This window comes from Mycobacterium sp. UM_WGJ, from assembly GCF_000455125.1.
Classification (GTDB): domain Bacteria; phylum Actinomycetota; class Actinomycetes; order Mycobacteriales; family Mycobacteriaceae; genus Mycobacterium.
This window is the reverse complement of sequence record NZ_AUWR01000055.1, coordinates 36,370-55,480: the sequence shown is the minus strand read 5'-3', so window position 1 is coordinate 55,480 and position 19,111 is coordinate 36,370. Positions and strand designations below refer to the sequence as shown.

Genomic DNA, 19,111 nt, shown 5'->3' with positions numbered 1-19,111 from the left:
CGCAGGGCATATGACCGCCGGCGGCGACGGCGCTACAGCGAAGCGATAACAAGGAGCGGGGCACATGATCGACGACGCTCTCTTCGATGCCGAAGAGAAAATGGAAAAGGCCGTGTCGGTGGCCCGCGACGACCTCTCGACCATCCGCACCGGCCGGGCCAACCCGGGGATGTTCTCGCGGATCGTCATCGACTACTACGGGTCGACCACCCCGATCACTCAGCTGTGCAGCATCAACGTGCCCGAGGCACGACTGGTGGTGATCAAGCCCTACGAGGCATCGCAGTTGGGGGCCATCGAGACCGCGATCCGCAACTCCGACCTCGGCCTGAACCCCAGCAACGATGGTTCGCTGATTCGGGTGTCGGTTCCGCAGCTCACCGAGGAGCGACGCAAAGAGCTGGTCAAGCAGGCCAAGGCGAAGGGGGAGGACGCCAAGGTCTCGGTGCGCAACATCCGCCGCAAGGCGATGGAAGAGTTGCACCGCATCCGCAAAGACGGCGACGCCGGCGAAGACGAGGTCGGCCGGGCGGAGAAGGACCTGGACCGCTCCACCCAGCAATACGTGACCCAGATCGACGAGCTGGTCAAGCACAAAGAAGGCGAGTTGCTGGAGGTCTAGCGGCCGTTCAGCAGGCACAACCGTGGCAGACCAAGACACCGGCGTAGACGCCGCGGATTCGCAGCCGAAACAGTCGCGAGCCGGACGCAACCTTCCCGCGGCTATCGCCGTGGGCGCCGTGCTGAGCGGAACGCTGGTCTACACCCTGCTGTTCGCCCCGCGTTTCTGGGTGCTGATTCTGGCCGTGGCCGCCCCGGTGGCCACCCATGAGATCGTTCGGCGGCTGCGTGAGGTCGGCTACGACGTGCCGTTCATCCCGCTGGCCCTGGGCGGCCAGGCGATGCTGTGGCTGTCGTTGCCGTTCGGGGCCCGGGGAGTGCTGGGTGCCTTCGGTGCCACGGTGGTGATCTGCATGATCTGGCGGCTGGTCGGTCAGGGGCTGGACCAGACCCCGGTCAACTACCTGCGCGACATGTCGGCGATGATCCTGATCGCGGTCTGGGTGCCGCTGTGCATGAGCTTCGCGGCCCTGCTGGTCTTCCGGGATGACGGCCCCGGTCGGGTGCTGTGCCTGCTGTTCCCGGTGGTCTTCTCCGACATCGGCGGCTACGCCGTCGGTGTGCTGTTCGGCAAGCACCCGATGGCGCCGGCGATCAGCCCGAAGAAGTCCTGGGAGGGCCTCGCGGGGTCGCTGGTGCTCGGCGTTACCGCGGCGGTGTTCGCGGTGACGGTGTTCCTCGACAGGCCGTGGTGGGTCGGGCTGCCGCTGGGGCTGCTGCTCGTGCTCACCGGGGTTTTCGGCGACCTCATCGAATCGCAGGTCAAGCGCGACCTGGGCATCAAGGACATGGGACGGCTGCTGCCGGGCCACGGCGGGATCATGGATCGGCTCGACGCATTGCTGCCGTCGGCCGTGGTGACCTGGATCGTGCTGACCGTTCTGCCCTGAGTCACCGGCATACTGGAACCGATCATGACGCAACAGCTGGTGTTCACCGCACCGCGGCGGGCTCTTCCGCCGCGACATCTGGCAGACCTCGACGCCGAAGGTGTGGTGGCCGCGGTCGCCGAGCTGGGGTTGCCGGCATTTCGTGCCAAGCAGCTGGCGAACCAGTACTACGGCCGGCTGATCGCCGATCCGCAGCAGATGACCGACCTGCCCGCTGCGGTGCGTTCCTCGGTGGCCGACGCGCTGTTCCCCACCCTGCTGACCGCGTCCAGCGAGATCGAATGCGACGCCGGTGAGACCCGCAAGACGCTGTGGCGCGCCCACGACAACACCAAGTTCGAATCGGTGCTGATGCGCTATCCGCGCCGCAACACCGTGTGCATCTCCTCACAGGCCGGCTGCGGCATGGCGTGCCCGTTCTGTGCGACCGGTCAGGCCGGACTCACCCGAAACCTGTCCACCGCAGAGATTCTCGAGCAGGTACGGGCGGCCTCGGTCGAACTTCGCGACAGAGACCACGGCCGGCTCTCCAACATCGTGTTCATGGGGATGGGGGAGCCGCTGGCCAACTACGCCCGGGTGGTGGCCGCGGTGCGGCGCATCACCGAGCCGGCGCCCAACGGTTTCGGCATCTCGGCGCGGTCGGTGACGGTGTCCACGGTGGGTCTGGCCCCGGCCATCCGCAAGCTTGCCGACGAGCGGCTCGGGGTGACGCTCGCACTCTCGTTGCACACGCCCGATGACGAGCTGCGCGACACCCTGGTGCCGGTCAACAACCGGTGGAAGGTCTCCGAAGCCCTCGACGCCGCCCGCTACTACGCCGACGTCACCGGCCGGCGGGTGTCAGTGGAATACGCGTTGATTCGCGACGTCAACGACCAGCCGTGGCGCGCCGATCTGTTGGGCAAGAAGCTGCATAAGGCGCTGGGACCGCTGGTGCACGTCAACCTGATCCCGCTCAACCCCACACCCGGCAGCGAATGGGACGCCAGTCCTAAGCCGGTGGAGCGGGAGTTCGTCCGGCGAGTTCGGGCCCAAGGCGTGGAATGCACGGTCCGAGATACCCGCGGCCGCGAAATCGCAGCGGCGTGTGGGCAGTTGGCGGCGGAAAGCGACTAGCCCTACTTCATCGAAACCGACGTTTACAGGCGTCGTCTCGCAGTTCTGCTGCGAAACGTCGGTTTCGGCGCTCAGCCGGACGCGTTAGCGCAGCCGGCCGCGGTTACGCAGGACGATGTCGCGCACCACGACGAACAGCGTCAGCGCGGCGAAGCCCAGCAGGAAGTAGTCCTCGACGTGACCGATGTGGTTGCCGCGCAGCATGAGCAGCAAGAAGCCGACGATACCGAAGCCGACGATGTGCCAGGTGCGGTAGTTGATGGCACTCCAACCCCACGCCGCAGACGGCACCTCGACAGGGTCAACCCCGGTGTGGCGCTCCACCTCGGTACCGGCCACTTCGACTCCTTAAGTTCGCCCCTGCAACTACTACTGCGCGACATTCTGACATATCGCGACCGAGCCACCTACCGTGGACGCCATGGCCGGGGACGTCGCAGAAGTCTCGCCGATCTGGGAATTCACGATGGCATCGCCCCGCATCGCGCCGGGTGTCACGTCGATGGTGGGCTACCGCGCACTGGACGTACCCGATGCCGTGCACCGGGGGATGCCGTCGTCGACGTTGACGTTCATCGTCAGCCTCGACGAGGGAGTGGAAGCCGCCGACACGGCTGAGGCGCTGCGGGCAGCCCGGCCGAATCCGATCATTCTCGGCGGGTTGCACGTGCGGGCCAGCCACGTGCGACAGCGCCGCGGCCAGGCCGGCGTGCAGGTCGCGGTGCACCCGCTGGCCTCGCGAGCGTTGTTCGGGATGCCCAGCGTCGAGTTGAGCGTGACCGAGTTCGACGCGGTACCGGTGTTGGGCCGCGGCGCGGTGGATCTGCAGGAGCAGCTCGCCATCGCACGGTCCTGGCCGGACGCGTTCGGATTGGTGTCGACGTACCTGGTGGCCCAGCAGCGCCGCCACGCCGCCACCGTGCGCCCCGAGGTCACCTACGCCTGGCAGCTGTTGCAGCGCAGCCGGGGGAGGGCGTCGATCACGGGCATTGCCGAACAGGTCGGGCTGAGCCAGCGGCATCTGAGCACGCTGTTTCGTCGCGAGGTCGGCCACACTCCGAAAGCCGTGGCGATGCTGATGCGCTTCGAATACGCGACCGCCCGGATGGCGGACGACGCTCGCCGGCACGGGCGGGTCGACTTGGCGGGCATCGCGGTCGCTGCCGGCTACGCCGATCAGGCCCATCTGACTCGCGAATTCGTGCGCTACGCCGGGGTTTCGCCCGCGGCTTGGCTGGCCGAGGAGTTCCAAAACATTCAAGACGGCGGTCACGCCCCGCGGGCAGGGTGGGGTCATGACGCATCAGAATCCGACCGTCTGGTTGACCCTGCAAGCGCATGACGCGCGCAAACTCATCGACTACTACGTCGACACCTTCGGCTTCGTCGTCGCGGCCCGTCACGGCGATGACGGCGAGACCGTCGCTCATGCCGAACTGCGCTGGCCACAGGGCGTCGGCGGCATCATGCTCGGCAGCTACAAACCCGGCAATGACTGGTGCCGCGAACCCGGCACCGCGGGTGGTTTCGTGGTCACCGACGATCCTGACGGCCTCTACCGGCGGGTCCTGGACCGGCAGGCCGACGTGATCCGGCCGCTGACCGACACCGACTACGGCGCCCGCGAGTTCGCTGTCCGCGACCCGGAAGGCAACCTGTGGAGCTTCGGCAACTACGCGGGAGCACAATAGGTGGGTGAGCACGGGCCGTCGGATCAAAGTTCTGCTGTTGGGCTCGACCGGCTCGATCGGCACCCAGGCCCTGCAGGTCGTCGCGGCGAACCCGGACCGCTTCGAGATCGTCGGGCTGGCCGCCGGAGGCGGTAACGCGGCGCTGCTGGCCGACCAGCGCGCCGAGACCGGGGTGGCCAACATCGCCGTGGCCGACGCCCGGGTCGGCGAAGCACTCGAGGCTCCCTACTGCGGGCCCGATGCGGTCACCCGCTTGGTGTACGACACCGAGGCGGACGTGGTGCTCAATGCCCTGGTCGGCGCGCTCGGACTGCGGCCCACGCTGGCCGCGCTGGAGACCGGTGCCCGGCTGGCCCTGGCCAACAAGGAGTCCCTGATCGCCGGCGGCCCGCTGGTCCTGGCGGCCGCCGACCCGGGGCAGATCGTGCCGGTGGACTCCGAGCACTCCGCGCTGGCGCAATGCCTTCGCGGCGGGACCCCCGACGAGGTGGCCAGGTTGGTGCTCACCGCCTCGGGCGGGCCGTTCCGCGGCTGGAGCGCAGCGGATCTTCAGCACGTCACACCCGAGCAGGCCGGGGCGCATCCGACCTGGTCGATGGGTCCGATGAACACCCTGAACTCGGCCTCGCTGGTCAACAAGGGACTCGAACTCATCGAAACCCACCTGCTGTTCGGCGTGCCCTACGATCGCATCGACGTCGTCGTACACCCGCAGTCGATCGTGCATTCCATGGTCACCTTCACCGACGGATCGACGATCGCGCAGGCCAGCCCGCCGGACATGCGTCTACCGATCGCACTGGCGCTGGGCTGGCCGGCGCGGGTTCCCGGCGCGGCCGCGGCCTGCGACTTCTCCACGGCTTCCACCTGGGAGTTCGAACCACTCGACGATGCCGTGTTCCCGGCGGTGCAGCTGGCCCGGCAGGCCGGTCAGACCGGGGGCTGCATGACCGCGGTCTACAACGCCGCGAACGAAGAAGCCGCCGAAGCCTTCCTCGGCGGCCGGATCGGTTTCCCGGCGATCGTGGCCACCATCGCCGAGGTGCTGGGCGTCGCCGACCAGTGGGCCGCGCAACCCGCTACCGTGGATGAGGTACTCGATGCGCAGCGCTGGGCCACGGAACGCGCGGCTCGCGCCGTCGAGGCGATAGCTACGAGAAAGGTCGGAATCACCCGATGATGTTCGCGGTCGGCATCGCGCTGTTCGCGCTGGCCATCCTGGTCTCGGTGGCGCTGCATGAATGCGGCCACATGTGGGTGGCGCGCGCCACCGGCATGAAGGTGCGCCGTTACTTCGTCGGCTTCGGAACCACGTTGTGGTCGACTCGCCGCGGTGGGACCGAATACGGCCTCAAGGCGATCCCGGCCGGCGGCTTCTGCGACATCGCGGGCATGACCGCGGTGGAGGAACTGGCGCCCGACGAGGTCGACCGCGCCATGTACAAGCAGAAGACGTGGAAGCGGGTGGCTGTGCTGGCCGCCGGCCCCGCCATGAACTTCATCATCGGCCTGGTGCTGGTCTACAGCATCGCAGTGATCTGGGGTCTACCCAACCTGCACGCTCCCACCACCGCCGTCATCGGCGAAACGGCTTGTGTGGCAACCGAAGTCGTCAAGGGGGAGCTGGCCGACTGCTCTGGCCCCGGCCCCGCTGCGCTGGCCGGCATCGAGTCCGGCGATGTGGTGGTCAAGGTCGGTGACACGCCGGTGTCGACCTTCGAGGAGATGGCCACCGCGGTGCGCAAACAGCGCGGCACCACGCCGATCGTGGTCGAGCGCGACGGCCGCACTCTCACCAAGTACGTCGACGTGACCCCCACCCAGCGCTGGATCTCCGACGGCGCGGACCGCGAGGCCGTCCCCAGCACGGTCGGCGCGATCGGGGTGGGCGCCGCCCAATTCGGGCCGACCAAGTACAACCCGGTCACCGCGGTGCCGGCCACCTTCGGCTTCAGCGGCGACCTGTCGGTGCTGCTGGGCAAGTCGCTGGCCAACATCCCCTCCAAGGTCGGCGCGCTGGTGCATGCGATCGGCAACCCGCACGGGCAGCGTGACCCCGAGACCCCGATCAGTGTGGTGGGCGCGTCGATCATCGGCGGCGACACCGTCGACCACGGACTGTGGGTGGCGTTCTGGTTCTTCTTGGCGCAGCTGAACTTCATCCTGGGTGTGCTGAACTTGGTGCCGCTGCTGCCCTTCGACGGCGGGCACATCGCGATCGCGCTGTTTGAAAAGCTTCGCAACATGGTCCGGTCGGCCCGCGGGAAGGTCGCGGCAGCCCCGGTGAACTATCTGAAGCTGATGCCGGCCACTTACGTAGTCTTGGTGGTGGTGATGGGCTACATGCTGCTCACCGTGACCGCGGACTTGGTCAATCCGATCAGGCTGTTTTGATAGGAGCCCCCTCATGAGCGTCGGCCTAGGCATGCCGGCTGCACCTCCGCCCACCCTGGCGCCACGTCGTAAGACCCGCCAATTGAAGGTCGGCGGAGTCGGGGTGGGTAGCGACCATCCGATCGCGGTGCAGTCGATGTGCACCACCAAGACCCACGACATCAACACGACCCTGCAGCAGATCGCGGAGCTGACCGCTTCGGGTTGCGACATCGTGCGGGTGGCCTGCCCCCGCCAGGAGGACGCCGACGCGTTGGCCGAGATCGCCCGGCACAGCCAGATCCCGGTGATCGCCGACATCCATTTCCAGCCCAAGTACATCTTCGCCGCGATCGACGCCGGTTGTGCCGCGGTCCGGGTGAACCCGGGCAATATCAAGGAGTTCGACGGGCGGGTCGGCGAAGTGGCCAAGGCGGCCGGCGCCGCCGGCATCCCGATCCGAATCGGCGTCAATGCCGGTTCTTTGGACCAGCGGTTCTTGGCCAAATACGGCAAAGCCACCCCCGAAGCATTGGTGGAGTCCGCGCTGTGGGAAGCGTCGCTGTTCGAGGAGCACGGCTTCGGCGACATCAAGATCAGCGTCAAGCACAACGATCCGGTCGTGATGGTGGCCGCCTACGAACTGCTGGCCGAGCGCTGTGATTACCCGCTGCACCTGGGCGTCACCGAAGCCGGCCCGGCTTTCCAGGGCACCATCAAATCCGCCGTGGCGTTCGGCGCGCTGCTGTCGCGCGGCATCGGCGACACCATCCGGGTGTCGCTCTCGGCGCCGCCGGTGGAAGAAGTCAAGGTCGGCAACCAGATTCTGGAGTCGCTCAACCTGCGGCCGCGCGGTCTGGAGATCGTGTCGTGCCCCTCGTGCGGGCGGGCTCAGGTGGATGTCTACCGGTTGGCCAACGAGGTCACCGCCGGGCTGGAGGGGATCGACGTCCCGTTGCGGGTCGCGGTGATGGGTTGTGTGGTCAACGGCCCCGGCGAAGCGCGCGAGGCGGATCTGGGTGTGGCATCCGGCAACGGCAAGGGCCAGATCTTCGTCAAGGGCGAGGTGATCAAGACCGTTCCCGAGGCGCAGATCGTGGAGACCCTGATCGAGGAGGCCATGCGTCTGGCGGCCGAGATGCAGGATGGATCTCCCGGTGGTTCGCCCACCGTCGCCGTAAGCTGATCGCAGCCGGGTCGCCGTAGGCGCGCGGCAGTTGAGATCGCCAGAAAGAGTCACTATGTCGGCTCCGCCCGAGTTCCGTCTCGACCAGCGACGGGTGTCCGTCGCCCGTGACGCCGCTGCGGTCTGGCGGGTGCTCGAAGAGGATCCGATCGGTTCCTGCATGGTCGCCGCCCGGGTTGCCGATCACGGTATCGATCCCCGGTCGATCGGCGGGGAACTGTGGACACGCGGCGGCGTGGACGAATCCTTGTGTTACGCGGGCGCGAACCTGATCCCGCTGCGCGGCGCCCCGGCCGACCTCACCGCGTTCGCTGACAAGGCGGTGGGTGCGATCCGCCGCTGCTCGTCGCTAGTGGGCCGGGCTGAGTTGGTGTTGCCGATGTGGCAGCGCCTCGCCGATTCCTGGGGCCCGGCGCGTGACGTGCGTGAGAGCCAACCGCTGATGGCACTGCACACCATGCCCGCGTGCCCGATGGATGCCGAAGTGCGCCAAGTGCGTCCCGGCGAGCTCGATGCCTATCTGGTGGCCGCCGTCGACATGTTCATCGGCGAGGTCGGTGTGGATCCGCGGGCCGGCGACGGCGGCCGCGCCTACCGCCGGCGCGTGGCGAACCTCATCGCGTCGGGCCGGGCCTGGGCGCGCTTCGAGCGGGGCGAGGTGGTGTTCAAGGCCGAGGTGGGCTCCCAGTCACCGGCGGTGGCGCAGATCCAGGGCGTCTGGGTGCATCCGGACCGGCGCGGCCGCGGGCTGGGCGCCGGCGGCACCGCGATGCTGTCCGCGGTCATCGTCGGCACCGGGCGCATCGCCAGCCTCTACGTCAACGACTTCAACGCGGTGGCCCGGTCCACCTATGAGCGGGTGGGTTTCACTCAGGTCGGCACCTTCGCGACCGTGTTGCTCGACTGATCTCGGGATCTCTTCGTGTTCTTCGCCGAAACTGCGGCTGGCGCGGAGAAGTTCGAGTAGCGGACACGCCAACGACAGTCTCGGTGCGCCTCCGCGGGGCAACCGTTTCTGTTTCGTAACATCAGCCCCAATGACAACTGCAAGCTCATTCGTCACACGCGTCACGGGTCTGGTGGCCGTGGTGCTGACCGCGGCCGGCATGGCGGCCTGCACACCCCGCCCCGACGGCCCAGGACCCGTCGCCGAGCGGTTCTTCGCCGCGCTGGCCACCGGAGACACCGCGACGGCCGCAGAACTCAGCGACGACCCGTCTGCGGCACGCAGCGCACTCAACGCCGCCTGGGCCGGCCTGCAGGCCGAACACCTGGATGCCCAACTGCTCAGCGCGCGCTACAACGACGACACCGGCAGCGTGGCATATCGCTACACCTGGACGCTGCCGAAGAACCGGACCTGGGCCTACGACGGCCAGCTCAAGATGGTCCGAAACGAAGGACACTGGGCGGTCCGCTGGACGGCCACCGGCCTGCATCCCAAACTGGGCGAGCACCAGACTTTCGCGCTGCGGGCCGACCCGCCGCGTCGCGCCGCCGTCAACGAGGCCGGCGGGACCGACGTGCTGGTGCCGGGCTACGTCTACCACTACATGCTGGACGCCACCCGGGCCGGCCGAAACCTGATGCGCACCGCGCGGGCGGTAGTCGACACCTTGCGCCCCTTCGACGACGCATTGGGTGAGCCGCAGTGGCTGGCCGAACGGGCCAGTTCCTCAAGGTCTCCGCTCGACCTGATCACGCTGCGCAAGGCGGATCACGACCGTGTCGAGCCCGTCATCGGCTCCCTCCCGGGCGTCGTGGTCACCCCGCACCCGGATCTGTTGCCCACCGATGACCACTTCGCGCCGATGCTCATCAGCGAGGTCAAGAAGGCCGTCGCGAACCAACTCGAAGGTGCCGCGGGCTGGCGTGTCGTCAGCGAGAACCAGAACGGCGTCGACGTCGCGGTTCTGCACGAGGTCGATCCGGCGCCCGCACCCTCGCTGACCATCAGCCTGGACCGGGCGGTGCAGCGCGCCGCCCAGAACGCGGTCAACACCCGCGGCGACAAGGCGATGATGGTGGTGATCAAGCCGTCGACCGGTGAACTGCTCGCCGTTGCGCAGAACGCGGCTGCCGATGCCGACGGCCTGGTCGCGACCAGTGGCCTGTATCCCCCCGGATCAACGTTCAAGATGGTCACCGCCGGCGCGGCGATCGAACGGGACATGGCCACGCCGAACTCCATGGTGGGTTGCCCCGGTGAACTCGACATCGGCCAGCGCACCATCCCCAACTACGGCGGATTCGACCTGGGCCTGGTGCCGATGTCGCGGGCCTTCGCCAATTCGTGCAACACCACTTTCGCCGAGCTGGCCAGCCGGATGCCGCCGCGGGCGCTGTCGCAGGCGGCCAGCCGCTACGGGATCGGGGTGGACTACCTGGTTGACGGGATCACCACCGTCACCGGCTCGGTTCCGCCGACCGTCGACCTGGCCGAACGTACTGAGGACGGCTTCGGTCAGGGCAAGGTCTTGGCCAGCCCCTTCGGCGTCGCCCTGGCTGCGGCGACGGTGGCCGCCGGACACACACCGGTACCCCGCTTGATCGAAGGCCGTCCGACGGCGGTCAACGGCCCGGTGGCGGCCCCGGTGAGCGCGGAGATGCTCGACGGGCTGCGCGAGATGATGCGGTTGGTGGTGACCGACGGCACCGCACGCGACATCGCCGGCTGCGGCCCGGTCTACGGCAAGACCGGGGAGGCCGAGTTCGCCGGTGGCTCGCATTCCTGGTTCGCCGGATACCGCGGTGACATGGCCTTTGCGTCGCTGATCGTCGGCGGTGGCAGCTCGCAGTACGCGGTCCGGATGACCAAGGTGATGTTCGACTCGCTGCCGGACAACTTCCTGCTGTAGCGGCGTAAATTGAGAACCCATGACGGGTCTCAGCGACGATATAGCCGACGTGGCCTTGCGGATCTCGGATGCGGACCGCAACGGCACGTTGCGCCGCCTGCACAACGCCGTCTCCCTCGGACTGATCGACATCGGGGAGTTCGAGGAGCGCGCGGCGCAGGTGTCGCAGGCACGGATGCGCTCGGAGCTCGACACCCTGATCGGTGACCTGCCGGGTCCCCGCGCCATCGTTACCTCGGCGGCCGACCGGGTCGAGCTGCGCGGCTGGGCCGGGTCGCTCAAACGCCACGGAGAATGGATCGTGCCGACCCGGCTGGCATTGGTGCGCCGCCTGGGCTCGGTAGACCTTGACCTCACTAAGGCCCGGTTCGCCGGTCCGGTCGTGGTGATCGAACTCGACATGCGATTCGGATCGGTCGACATCCGACTGCCCGAAGGTGCCAGCGCCTCGATCGACGATGTCGAGGTCTACGGCGGCAGCGCCCGCGATCGCCGCACCGACCCGCCCGCCGAAGGGGCTCCGCACCTGGTGCTGACCGGCCGCGTGGTGTGCGGCTCGGTGGACATCAGGGGTCCGCGGCGCAAGCTCCGCTGGCGGCGCTGACCAGCGCCGCGGTGTCGATGGCGGTGATCCGCTTCGCCCGGCTCCGCCGGCCTGGCGATCACCGTTAGGCTGGCGTAATGCCCGTTCGTGCTCCGCTTTCTCCCGGCGTGCTGTCTCCGACGCTGCCGGTGCCCCGCCTGATCCCGCGCCCGGAATACGTCGGCCGCGCTACGGCTGCCGAGGGGTCCGAGCCGTGGGTGCAGACTCCCGAGGTGATCGAGAAGATGCGGGTGGCGAGCCGGATTGCGGCGGGTGCGCTTGCCGAGGCGGGCAAGGCCGTCGCGCCCGGCGTGACCACCGATGAGCTGGACCGCATCGCCCACGAGTTCATGGTCGACCACGGCGCCTATCCCTCGACGCTGGGCTACAAGGGCTTTCCCAAGTCGTGCTGCACGTCGCTCAATGAGGTCATCTGTCACGGCATCCCCGACTCGACGGTGATCGCCGACGGCGACATCGTCAACATCGACGTCACCGCCTACATCGACGGCGTGCACGGCGACACCAACGCCACCTTCCTGGCCGGGGACGTCTCGCAGGAACACCGACTGCTGGTCGAGCGCACCCACGAGGCCACCATGCGCGCCATCAAGGCGGTTAAACCCGGCCGCGCACTGTCGGTGATAGGCCGGGTCATCGAGTCTTATGCGAACCGGTTCGGTTACAGCGTGGTCCGTGACTTCACCGGTCACGGGATCGGTCCGACCTTCCACAACGGTCTGGTGATCCTGCACTACGACCAGCCCGAAGTCGACACCGTCATCGAGCCGGGGATGACCTTCACCATCGAGCCGATGATCAATCTCGGCGGCCTGGACTACGACATCTGGGACGACGACTGGACGGTGGTCACCAGCGACGGACAGTGGAGTGCTCAGTTTGAACACACCCTGGTGGTAACGGACGACGGCGCCGAGATTCTGACCCTGCCGTGACTTACGGCTGTTGTCTGTAGAGCCGTTAAGGGGCCCGCCAAAACCGCCCCCTGCCGCCCGAGGGGCTGTAGCGTGGCGCAGATGCCGGGCACGATGATGACCATCGACGGGTTCCCGATTCCGGTCGATGTGGCAGGCCCCCAAAACGGGCCCGTCGTCGTTGTGCTCGCCGCGGCGCAGCACCCGGTCACCGCCTACGACGCGGTTTGTCAGCGATTGCACACCGCCTCGTTGCGCACCATCGTGATCGGCGCGGACCCGCGTCTGACGCCCAAATCGGTGATCGGCATCCTCGACTCGCTGGGAGTGCAGTGCGGCGTGCTGGTGGGCGATCGGACCGGTGCCGACAATGCCTGGGAACTCGCGGCCACCCGACCAGACCGCTTCACCGGCCTGGTGGCGCTCGACCGGGGTCACCCCCGTGCGCCTGATCTGAGCGGTGCGATCCGGGACGAGCGCTGCCCGCCGGTGGAGATCAACACCACCGTGCTGGTCAGTTCCCGGGCCACCGCGTCAGTGGCCAACGCCAGCCAGCGGTTCGTCTACGGCGAGCACCGGTTGGTGATGCTGCCCGGGCGACGCAGTGCCGGTGAGTTCACCGCACAGTTCGCCATGGAGATCGTGTTGCGCGCCAGCACCTGGTAATACGCAGCGGGGAAGAGTAGGTTCCGGCGTAGCCGGCGAACGAGGGAGCGCCGGCTAAAAATAATGAAATACGTATCTGGGGGGATACAGAATGCTGTCTTGGGGGGAATCAATACCGGCGTTGCTGCGTGAACGTGCTCAGCAGTGGCCCGATCGGCCGGCGTTCACCTACATCGACTACGAGGTCGATCCGGCCGGGTACGCCGACACCCTGACCTGGTGGCAGGTTCTGCGCCGCACCGAGGCCGTGGCAGCGGAGGTCGCCGCAATCGCCTCCCCGGGCGACCGGGTTGCGTTGCTCGCACCGCAAGGCCTGGAATACATCGCCGGGTTCTTCGGCGCGATGGAAGCCGGCTGCATCGTGGTGCCGCTACCGGTACCGGCGTTCGGCAGCCACGACGAACGAGTCACCGCGGCGCTCAAGGACTGCGCACCGGCCGCGGTGCTCACCACATCGGCCGTCGCCGCCGATATCCACGGGTGTGTCGGCGCTGTCGGCGGCGGTTCGCCCGCGATCGTTGAGGTGGACCTGATCGATCTCGATGCCCCCGTGCCCTGGGAGGGAACCGGCGCGCTGCCGACCAAGACCGCGCTGCTGCAATACACATCCGGTTCGACCGGCTCGCCGAGAGGCGTCGTGGTCTCGCACCGCAACATCTTCGCCAACATCGAACAGGTGATGGCGGACTACTTCGGGCAGGACGGCGGAGCGCCGCCGCCCGACACCACGCTGGTGTCCTGGCTGCCCTTCTACCACGACATGGGTCTGCTGTTGGGGGTGATGGGAGCCGTCTTGCTGGGCCGCCACTCGGTCGTGATGAGCCCGATCGCGTTCCTGCAGAAGCCGTCTCGATGGATCCAGCAGCTGGCCATCAACCCCTGTGCGTTCACCGCCGGGCCCAACTTCGCGTTCGAACTGGCCGCGCGCCGGACCACCGATGAGGACATGGCCGGCCTCGACTTGAGCAGGGTTCACACCATCTTGAGCGGTAGCGAGCGCATCCACGCGGCGACGATCCGCCGCTTCACTGACCGCTTCTCCCGGTTCGGCCTGCCTGCCAACGCGCTGGCACCGTCGTACGGGCTGGCCGAGGCAATGGTCTACGTCGCCTCGGCACCGCGCGCGAACCGTCCGGTGACCGTTCGGCTCGATTACGAGAACCTGGTCGGCGGCACCGCGCAGGCTGGCCCGGGCGGGGCGGAGCTGGTCAGCGTCGGCGCCCCGCGGGCGTGCACGGTGCGGATCGTCGACCCCGAGACCCGCACCGAGAGCCCCGATGGGCATGTCGGTGAGATCTGGGTGCACGGGCCCAACGTCGCCAGCGGCTACTGGCACAACCCGGAGGCCACCGAGCGCACCTTCGGCGGGCACCTGGAGTCGCCGTCCGCCGGCACACCGGTGGGGCCGTGGCTGCGCACCGGAGATCTCGGCGTCATCTACGCGGGCGAGATGTTGGTGGTCGGTCGCATCAAAGACTTATTGATCGTCGACGGCCGAAATCACTACCCCGACGACATCGAGGCGACCGTGCAGGAGCTCACCGGCGGACGCGTTGCCGCGGTGCCGGTCAGCGGTGAGGGCGGCGAGCAACTGGTGGTCATCGCCGAGGTCAAGAACCGGGGCAACACCGTGGAAGAGCAATTGGCGACCATAGCGGCCTTGAAAAAAGATGTCGCGGCATCGGTTTCCCGATCTCACGGGGTCCGGGTTGCCGACCTGGTGCTGGTTGCTCCCGGCTCGCTGCCGATTACCACCAGCGGCAAGATCCGTCGCTCCACATGCGCTGACTGTTATCGCACCGCTCAATTTCGACGGCTGGAGCCCGTCGACTGAGCGCGGGCGGGTAGCCTGACAGCACTCAAATGTCAGGGAAGACCGTCGTCGGCGAAGGAGCACAATGACCCGGGCCGCGATGCTCTCCCAGACCGAGCTGCAACAACTGGTCGCCTCCGGCGAGATCGACACCGTTGTGGTGGCATTCGCCGACATGCAGGGCCGGTTGGTCGGTAAGAGGGTCGCCGCGGAGCACTTTCTTGCTGAGGTCGCCGGACACGGCGTGGAGGCCTGCAGCTACCTGCTGGCCGTTGATGTGGAGATGAACACCGTCTCCGGTTACTCCATCGCCGACTGGGGAACCGGCTACGGCGATCTGGTGCTCAAACCGGACTTCACAACGCTGCGACGCATTCCGTGGCTGCCTGGCACCGCCCACGTGCTGGCCGACGCACTGTGGCCGGATGGCACCCCGGTCGCGGTGGCCCCGCGCCAGATCCTGGCCGCCCAAGTCGCCCGACTGACCGAGCGCGGGCTGGTTGCCTACGCCGCAACGGAACTGGAGTTTCTGGTCTTCGAAGACAGCTACCGGCAGGCGTGGGCCGGCGGCTATCGCGGGCTGACTCCGGGAACGGACTACAACGCCGATTACGGTCTGGTCGCCGGCACTCGGCTGGAGCCGCTGCTGCGTGACATTCGGCTGGGGATGACCGGCGCGGGACTGCGCTGCGAGGGCGTCAAGGGGGAGTGCAACACCGGCCAGCAGGAGATCACCTTCCGCTATGAGGAGGCGCTGACCACCTGCGACAACCACAGCGTCTACAAGAGCGGTGCCAAGGAGATCGCCGACCAACACGGCAAGAGCCTGACGTTCATGGCGAAGTTCGACCAACGCGAAGGCAACAGCTGCCATGTGCATCTGTCATTGCGCAGCACCGAGGGTGCTCCGGTGTTCGCCGATCCGGCCGCCCCGCACGGTATGTCGGCGTTGTTCCGCGCCTTTTTGGCGGGCGTGCTGGCCACGCTGCCCGAGCTGACTTTGTGCTACGCACCGAACATCAACTCCTACAAGCGATTCGTCGGGGGCAGCTTCGCTCCGACGGCGATTGCGTGGGGCCTGGACAATCGCACCTGTGCGCTGCGGGTTCTCGGCCGCGGCGACTCGATGCGAGTCGAGTGCCGGGTGCCGGGCGGCGACGTGAATCCCTATCTGGCGGTGGCCGCCCTGATCGCGGCGGGGTTGCACGGCATCGACAATGACCTTGCGCTGCCCGAACCGGTCGACGGTGACGCCTACCGGGGCGGGTTGCCGCACCTGCCTACCACGCTGGGCGCGGCTATGGAGTTGTTCGCCGAATCGGCAGTCGCGCGCAAGGCGTTCGGCGACGAGGTGGTCGAGCATTATCTGCACAGCGCCCGTGTCGAATTGGACGCATTCAACACCGCGGTGACCGACTGGGAGAGGGTCCGGGGTTTTGAACGCTTCTGAACCCCCTCGCCCGGTGGTGGGTCTGACGACCTACCTGGACAGAGCGAAGTTCGGGGTCTGGGATGCGCGCGCCGGCCTACTGCCCGCCCAGTACATCCAGGGCATCACCGCCGCCGGCGGTATCGCAGTGCTGCTGCCGCCGCAGCCGGTGACGCCCGAGATCGCCGCCGGCGTGCTCGCCGGGGTGAGTGCCCTGGTGATCACCGGCGGGCGCGACCTCGACCCACTCGGGTACGGCCAGACGCCGCACGACGAGACCGATCGGCCCGACACCACCCGGGACGCATGGGAATTCGCCCTGCTGGCCGAGGCGATGCGGCGCGGAATGCCGGTGCTGGGGATCTGTCGTGGCGCCCAAGTGCTCAACGTGGCCCTCGGTGGGACACTGCACCAGCACCTGCCCGACGTCATCGGCAACTCCGGGCACCGGGCGGGCAACGGCGTCTTCACCCCGGTGCCGGTGCGCACCGTGGCCGGCACCCGGGCGGCCGCGCTTCTCGGCGAGACCTGCCAGGTGCAGTGCTACCACCATCAGGCGATCGCCGAGGTGGGTGCGAAACTTGTCGTCAGTGCGCGCGATGACGACGGGGTCATCGAAGCGATCGAGCTTCCCGGGGAGGACTTCGTGCTCGCGGTTCAGTGGCATCCCGAGGAATCCCCGGACGATCTGCGGCTGTTCGCCGCGATCGTGGCCGAAGCGGGCAAGTACGCGGCAACACGGGTGAGCGAATGATCCGCGAAGGCGGCGGCGAGCGAGGAACGAACGAGCAAGGAGCCGAGACATCAGTACCGACCTGATCAACCCGGCCACCGGCGCGGTCTTCGCCACCGTCGACCATGTCGAAGCCGCCGCCGTCGACGACGCGGTGCGCCGGGCGCAGGCCGCCCAGAAGCGGTGGGCCAAGCTTGCCCCGGCCGAGCGAGCCGCCGCGCTGCGGGACTTCGCCGCGATTGTCGGCGCCCACATCGACGAGCTGGCTGCGCTGGAAGTCACCAACTCCGGCCATCCGGTGTCGGCCGCGGAATGGGAAGCCGGCCATGTCCGCGACGTGCTGCAGTTCTATGCCGCCAGCCCGGAGCGGCTGTCCGGCAAGCAGATACCGGTCGCCGGCGGTCTCGACGTCACCTTCCACGAGCCGCTCGGCGTCGTCGGGATCATCACCCCGTGGAATTTCCCGATGCCGATTGCCGCATGGGGTTTTGCCCCGGCGCTGGCCGCCGGTAACGCGGTGTTGATCAAGCCCGCCGAATGGACGCCGCTGACCACGCTGCGCTTGGCGGAACTGGCCGCTGAGTCGGGGTTGGACCCCGACCTGCTGCAGGTGCTGCCGGGCCGCGGGGCGGAAGTGGGGGAGCGTCTGGTCACCCACCCGGGCGTGGCCAAGATCGTGTTCACCGGTTCCACCACCACCGGCACCCGGGTGCTGCAGGCGGGGGCGGCCGGGGTCAAGCGGGTCACGCTGGAACTCGGTGGCAAGAGCGCCAACATCGTCTTCGCCGATTGTGACCTGGAGCAGGCGGCGGCGACGGCGCCCTACGGCGTGTTCGACAACGCCGGACAGGACTGCTGCGCACGAAGCCGGATCCTGGTGCAGCGCAGCGTCTATGACCGCTTCATGGAGTTGCTGGAGCCCGCGGTGACGGGGGTCGTGGTCGGCGATCCGACCTCCCGTGACACCGAGATGGGCCCGCTGGTGTCCCGCCCGCACTGGGAGAAGGTGGCCTCCTATGTGCCCGACGACGCCCCGGTCGCCTTCCGCGGTCACGCGCCCACCGGACCCGGATTCTGGTTCCCGCCCACGGTTCTGACTCCCGCGGCCACCGACCGATCCGTCACCGAGGAGATCTTCGGCCCGGTGGTGACGGTGCTGCCGTTCGACGACGAGGCCGACGCCATCACCATGGCCAACAACACCGTCTACGGGTTGTCCGGCTCGATCTGGACCAACGACCTGTCCCGGGCGCTGCGCGTCTCGCGGGCGGTGGAAGCGGGCAACCTGTCGGTGAATTCGCACTCCTCGGTGCGTTTCACCACTCCGTTCGGGGGTTTCAAACAGTCGGGGCTGGGCCGGGAATTGGGCGCGGACGCCCCACTGGCGTTCACCGAGACCAAAAACGTATTCATCGCAGTGAAGGAGACGCAGTGACCGACCTGACCCAACGCCTGGCCGGACGGGTGGCCGTGGTGACCGGTGCCGGTGGCGGAATCGGCTTGGCATCCGCGCGGCGGATGCGCGCCGAAGGCGCCCAGATCGTGGTCGGTGACCTCGACCAGGCGGCGGGCACCGCGGTCGCCGACGAGCTCGACGGTCTGTTCGTCCAGGTCGACGTCTCCGATCAGGACCAGGTCGACGCGCTGTTCGACACCGCGGCCCAGACATTCGGGTCGGTGGACATCGCCTTCAACAATGCCGGCATCTCGCCGCCCGACGATGACCTGATCGAAACCACCGAACTGCCTGCTTGGCAACGGGTTCAGGACGTCAACCTCAAGTCGGTGTACCTGTGCTGCCGGGCGGCGCTGCGGCACATGACGCCCGCCGGGCGGGGATCGATCATCAACACCGCATCGTTTGTGGCGGTGATGGGTTCGGCCACCTCCCAGATCTCCTACACCGCCTCCAAGGGCGGCGTGCTGGCCATGTCCCGTGAGCTCGGTGTGCAGTACGCCCGGCAGGGCATCCGGGTCAACGCGCTGTGCCCGGGGCCGGTGAACACCCCGCTGTTGCAGGAGTTGTTCGCCGCCGACCCGGAGCGCGCCGCGCGACGGCTGGTGCACGTGCCAGTGGGCCGGTTCGCCGAGCCGGAGGAAATCGCGGCCGCGGTCGCCTTTCTGGCCAGCGATGACGCCTCGTTCATCACTGGCTCGACGTTCCTGGTGGACGGCGGGATCAGCTCGGCGTACGTCACGCCGCTGTAGCCGCCT

At 68.0% G+C, this 19,111-nt stretch carries 19 protein-coding genes; 18 read left to right on the top strand and 1 reads right to left on the bottom strand.

The window, feature by feature from the left end:
* Positions 1-64 precede the first annotated feature (64 nt).
* Genes frr through rlmN form a run of 3 tightly spaced genes read left to right on the top strand, consistent with a single transcriptional unit; the run spans position 65 to position 2,630 of the window.
* Positions 65-622, top strand: a complete 558-nt coding sequence (gene frr, locus N416_RS0116445; RefSeq protein ID WP_024443200.1) for a ribosome recycling factor — start codon at positions 65-67, stop codon at positions 620-622.
* Between the two features lie 22 nt (positions 623-644).
* A complete protein-coding gene (locus N416_RS0116440; RefSeq protein ID WP_024443199.1) occupies positions 645-1,511 on the top strand; it encodes a phosphatidate cytidylyltransferase in 867 nt (288 codons plus the stop codon).
* A 24-nt stretch (positions 1,512-1,535) separates the two neighbouring features.
* Positions 1,536-2,630 (top strand): 23S rRNA (adenine(2503)-C(2))-methyltransferase RlmN, encoded by a 1,095-nt coding sequence (gene rlmN / locus N416_RS0116435; RefSeq protein ID WP_024443198.1) that lies wholly within the window; start codon positions 1,536-1,538, stop codon positions 2,628-2,630.
* An 84-nt stretch (positions 2,631-2,714) separates the two neighbouring features.
* Here rlmN and N416_RS0116430 read toward each other — a convergent pair whose 3' ends face one another.
* Complete coding sequence (locus N416_RS0116430) at positions 2,715-2,969, bottom strand: DUF2631 domain-containing protein (protein WP_024443197.1); 255 nt, start codon at positions 2,967-2,969, stop codon at positions 2,715-2,717.
* Between the two features lie 163 nt (positions 2,970-3,132).
* Here N416_RS0116430 and N416_RS0116425 point away from each other — a divergent pair, with 163 nt between their 5' ends.
* The 15 genes from N416_RS0116425 to N416_RS0116355 all read left to right on the top strand — a co-directional run bounded on the left by N416_RS0116425 (position 3,133) and on the right by N416_RS0116355 (position 19,105).
* Positions 3,133-3,972, top strand: coding sequence for a helix-turn-helix transcriptional regulator (locus N416_RS0116425; protein WP_024443196.1), 840 nt, complete (start codon positions 3,133-3,135; stop codon positions 3,970-3,972).
* Positions 3,926-4,321: a VOC family protein gene (locus N416_RS0116420; RefSeq protein ID WP_036458275.1), complete on the top strand. Its 396-nt coding sequence runs from the start codon at positions 3,926-3,928 to the stop codon at positions 4,319-4,321. Before N416_RS0116425 ends, N416_RS0116420 begins: the two co-directional genes overlap by 47 nt.
* 4 nt (positions 4,322-4,325) lie before the next feature.
* Positions 4,326-5,501: a 1-deoxy-D-xylulose-5-phosphate reductoisomerase gene (gene dxr / locus N416_RS0116415; RefSeq protein ID WP_024443194.1), complete on the top strand. Its 1,176-nt coding sequence runs from the start codon at positions 4,326-4,328 to the stop codon at positions 5,499-5,501.
* Positions 5,498-6,715 (top strand): RIP metalloprotease, encoded by a 1,218-nt coding sequence (locus N416_RS0116410; protein ID WP_024443193.1) that lies wholly within the window; start codon positions 5,498-5,500, stop codon positions 6,713-6,715. Before dxr ends, N416_RS0116410 begins: the two co-directional genes overlap by 4 nt.
* A 13-nt stretch (positions 6,716-6,728) precedes the next feature.
* A complete protein-coding gene (gene ispG, locus N416_RS0116405; RefSeq protein ID WP_024443192.1) occupies positions 6,729-7,880 on the top strand; it encodes a flavodoxin-dependent (E)-4-hydroxy-3-methylbut-2-enyl-diphosphate synthase in 1,152 nt (383 codons plus the stop codon).
* Between the two features lie 55 nt (positions 7,881-7,935).
* Positions 7,936-8,787 (top strand): GNAT family N-acetyltransferase, encoded by an 852-nt coding sequence (locus tag N416_RS0116400; protein WP_024443191.1) that lies wholly within the window; start codon positions 7,936-7,938, stop codon positions 8,785-8,787.
* Between the two features lie 199 nt (positions 8,788-8,986).
* Positions 8,987-10,738, top strand: a complete 1,752-nt coding sequence (locus N416_RS0116395) for a penicillin-binding transpeptidase domain-containing protein (protein WP_369797611.1) — start codon at positions 8,987-8,989, stop codon at positions 10,736-10,738.
* Positions 10,739-10,757: 19 nt separating this feature from the next.
* The gene (locus N416_RS0116390; protein WP_024443189.1) at positions 10,758-11,342 is read left to right on the top strand and encodes a DUF1707 domain-containing protein; all 585 of its coding nucleotides are present in this window, start codon (positions 10,758-10,760) and stop codon (positions 11,340-11,342) included.
* A gap of 77 nt (positions 11,343-11,419) precedes the next feature.
* Positions 11,420-12,277, top strand: a complete 858-nt coding sequence (gene map, locus N416_RS0116385) for a type I methionyl aminopeptidase (RefSeq protein ID WP_024443188.1) — start codon at positions 11,420-11,422, stop codon at positions 12,275-12,277.
* An 81-nt stretch (positions 12,278-12,358) separates the two neighbouring features.
* The gene (locus N416_RS0116380; protein WP_024443187.1) at positions 12,359-12,922 is read left to right on the top strand and encodes an alpha/beta fold hydrolase; all 564 of its coding nucleotides are present in this window, start codon (positions 12,359-12,361) and stop codon (positions 12,920-12,922) included.
* Positions 12,923-13,013: 91 nt separating this feature from the next.
* Complete coding sequence (locus tag N416_RS0116375; protein ID WP_024443186.1) at positions 13,014-14,756, top strand: AMP-binding protein; 1,743 nt, start codon at positions 13,014-13,016, stop codon at positions 14,754-14,756.
* A 64-nt stretch (positions 14,757-14,820) separates the two neighbouring features.
* Entirely contained in the window at positions 14,821-16,185 is a 1,365-nt protein-coding gene (locus N416_RS0116370; protein ID WP_024443185.1) for a glutamine synthetase family protein, read from the top strand.
* Entirely contained in the window at positions 16,172-16,918 is a 747-nt protein-coding gene (locus tag N416_RS0116365) for a gamma-glutamyl-gamma-aminobutyrate hydrolase family protein (protein WP_231384332.1), read from the top strand. The genes N416_RS0116370 and N416_RS0116365 overlap by 14 nt, the downstream gene beginning before the upstream one ends.
* Before the next feature lie 49 nt (positions 16,919-16,967).
* Positions 16,968-18,332: an aldehyde dehydrogenase gene (locus tag N416_RS0116360; RefSeq protein WP_024443183.1), complete on the top strand. Its 1,365-nt coding sequence runs from the start codon at positions 16,968-16,970 to the stop codon at positions 18,330-18,332.
* On the top strand, positions 18,329-19,105 hold the full coding sequence (locus N416_RS0116355) for a 3-oxoacyl-ACP reductase (RefSeq protein WP_024443182.1): 777 nt from the start codon (positions 18,329-18,331) through the stop codon (positions 19,103-19,105). Before N416_RS0116360 ends, N416_RS0116355 begins: the two co-directional genes overlap by 4 nt.
* The last annotated feature ends 6 nt before the right edge of the window (positions 19,106-19,111 follow it).

What these genes read in the sequence shown, in the direction of transcription:
- frr (WP_024443200.1), top strand. Translation starts at nt 65, where the DNA reads ATGATCGACGACGCTCTCTTCGATGCCGAAGAGAAAATGGAAAAGGCC.
- rlmN (WP_024443198.1), top strand. Translation starts at nt 1,536, where the DNA reads ATGACGCAACAGCTGGTGTTCACCGCACCGCGGCGGGCTCTTCCGCCG.
- N416_RS0116425 (WP_024443196.1), top strand. Translation starts at nt 3,133, where the DNA reads ATGGTGGGCTACCGCGCACTGGACGTACCCGATGCCGTGCACCGGGGG.
- N416_RS0116420 (WP_036458275.1), top strand. Translation starts at nt 3,926, where the DNA reads ATGACGCATCAGAATCCGACCGTCTGGTTGACCCTGCAAGCGCATGAC.
- N416_RS0116410 (WP_024443193.1), top strand. Translation starts at nt 5,498, where the DNA reads ATGATGTTCGCGGTCGGCATCGCGCTGTTCGCGCTGGCCATCCTGGTC.
- ispG (WP_024443192.1), top strand. Translation starts at nt 6,729, where the DNA reads ATGAGCGTCGGCCTAGGCATGCCGGCTGCACCTCCGCCCACCCTGGCG.
- N416_RS0116400 (WP_024443191.1), top strand. Translation starts at nt 7,936, where the DNA reads ATGTCGGCTCCGCCCGAGTTCCGTCTCGACCAGCGACGGGTGTCCGTC.
- N416_RS0116395 (WP_369797611.1), top strand. Translation starts at nt 8,987, where the DNA reads ATGGCGGCCTGCACACCCCGCCCCGACGGCCCAGGACCCGTCGCCGAG.
- N416_RS0116390 (WP_024443189.1), top strand. Translation starts at nt 10,758, where the DNA reads ATGACGGGTCTCAGCGACGATATAGCCGACGTGGCCTTGCGGATCTCG.
- map (WP_024443188.1), top strand. Translation starts at nt 11,420, where the DNA reads ATGCCCGTTCGTGCTCCGCTTTCTCCCGGCGTGCTGTCTCCGACGCTG.
- N416_RS0116380 (WP_024443187.1), top strand. Translation starts at nt 12,359, where the DNA reads ATGCCGGGCACGATGATGACCATCGACGGGTTCCCGATTCCGGTCGAT.
- N416_RS0116375 (WP_024443186.1), top strand. Translation starts at nt 13,014, where the DNA reads ATGCTGTCTTGGGGGGAATCAATACCGGCGTTGCTGCGTGAACGTGCT.
- N416_RS0116370 (WP_024443185.1), top strand. Translation starts at nt 14,821, where the DNA reads ATGACCCGGGCCGCGATGCTCTCCCAGACCGAGCTGCAACAACTGGTC.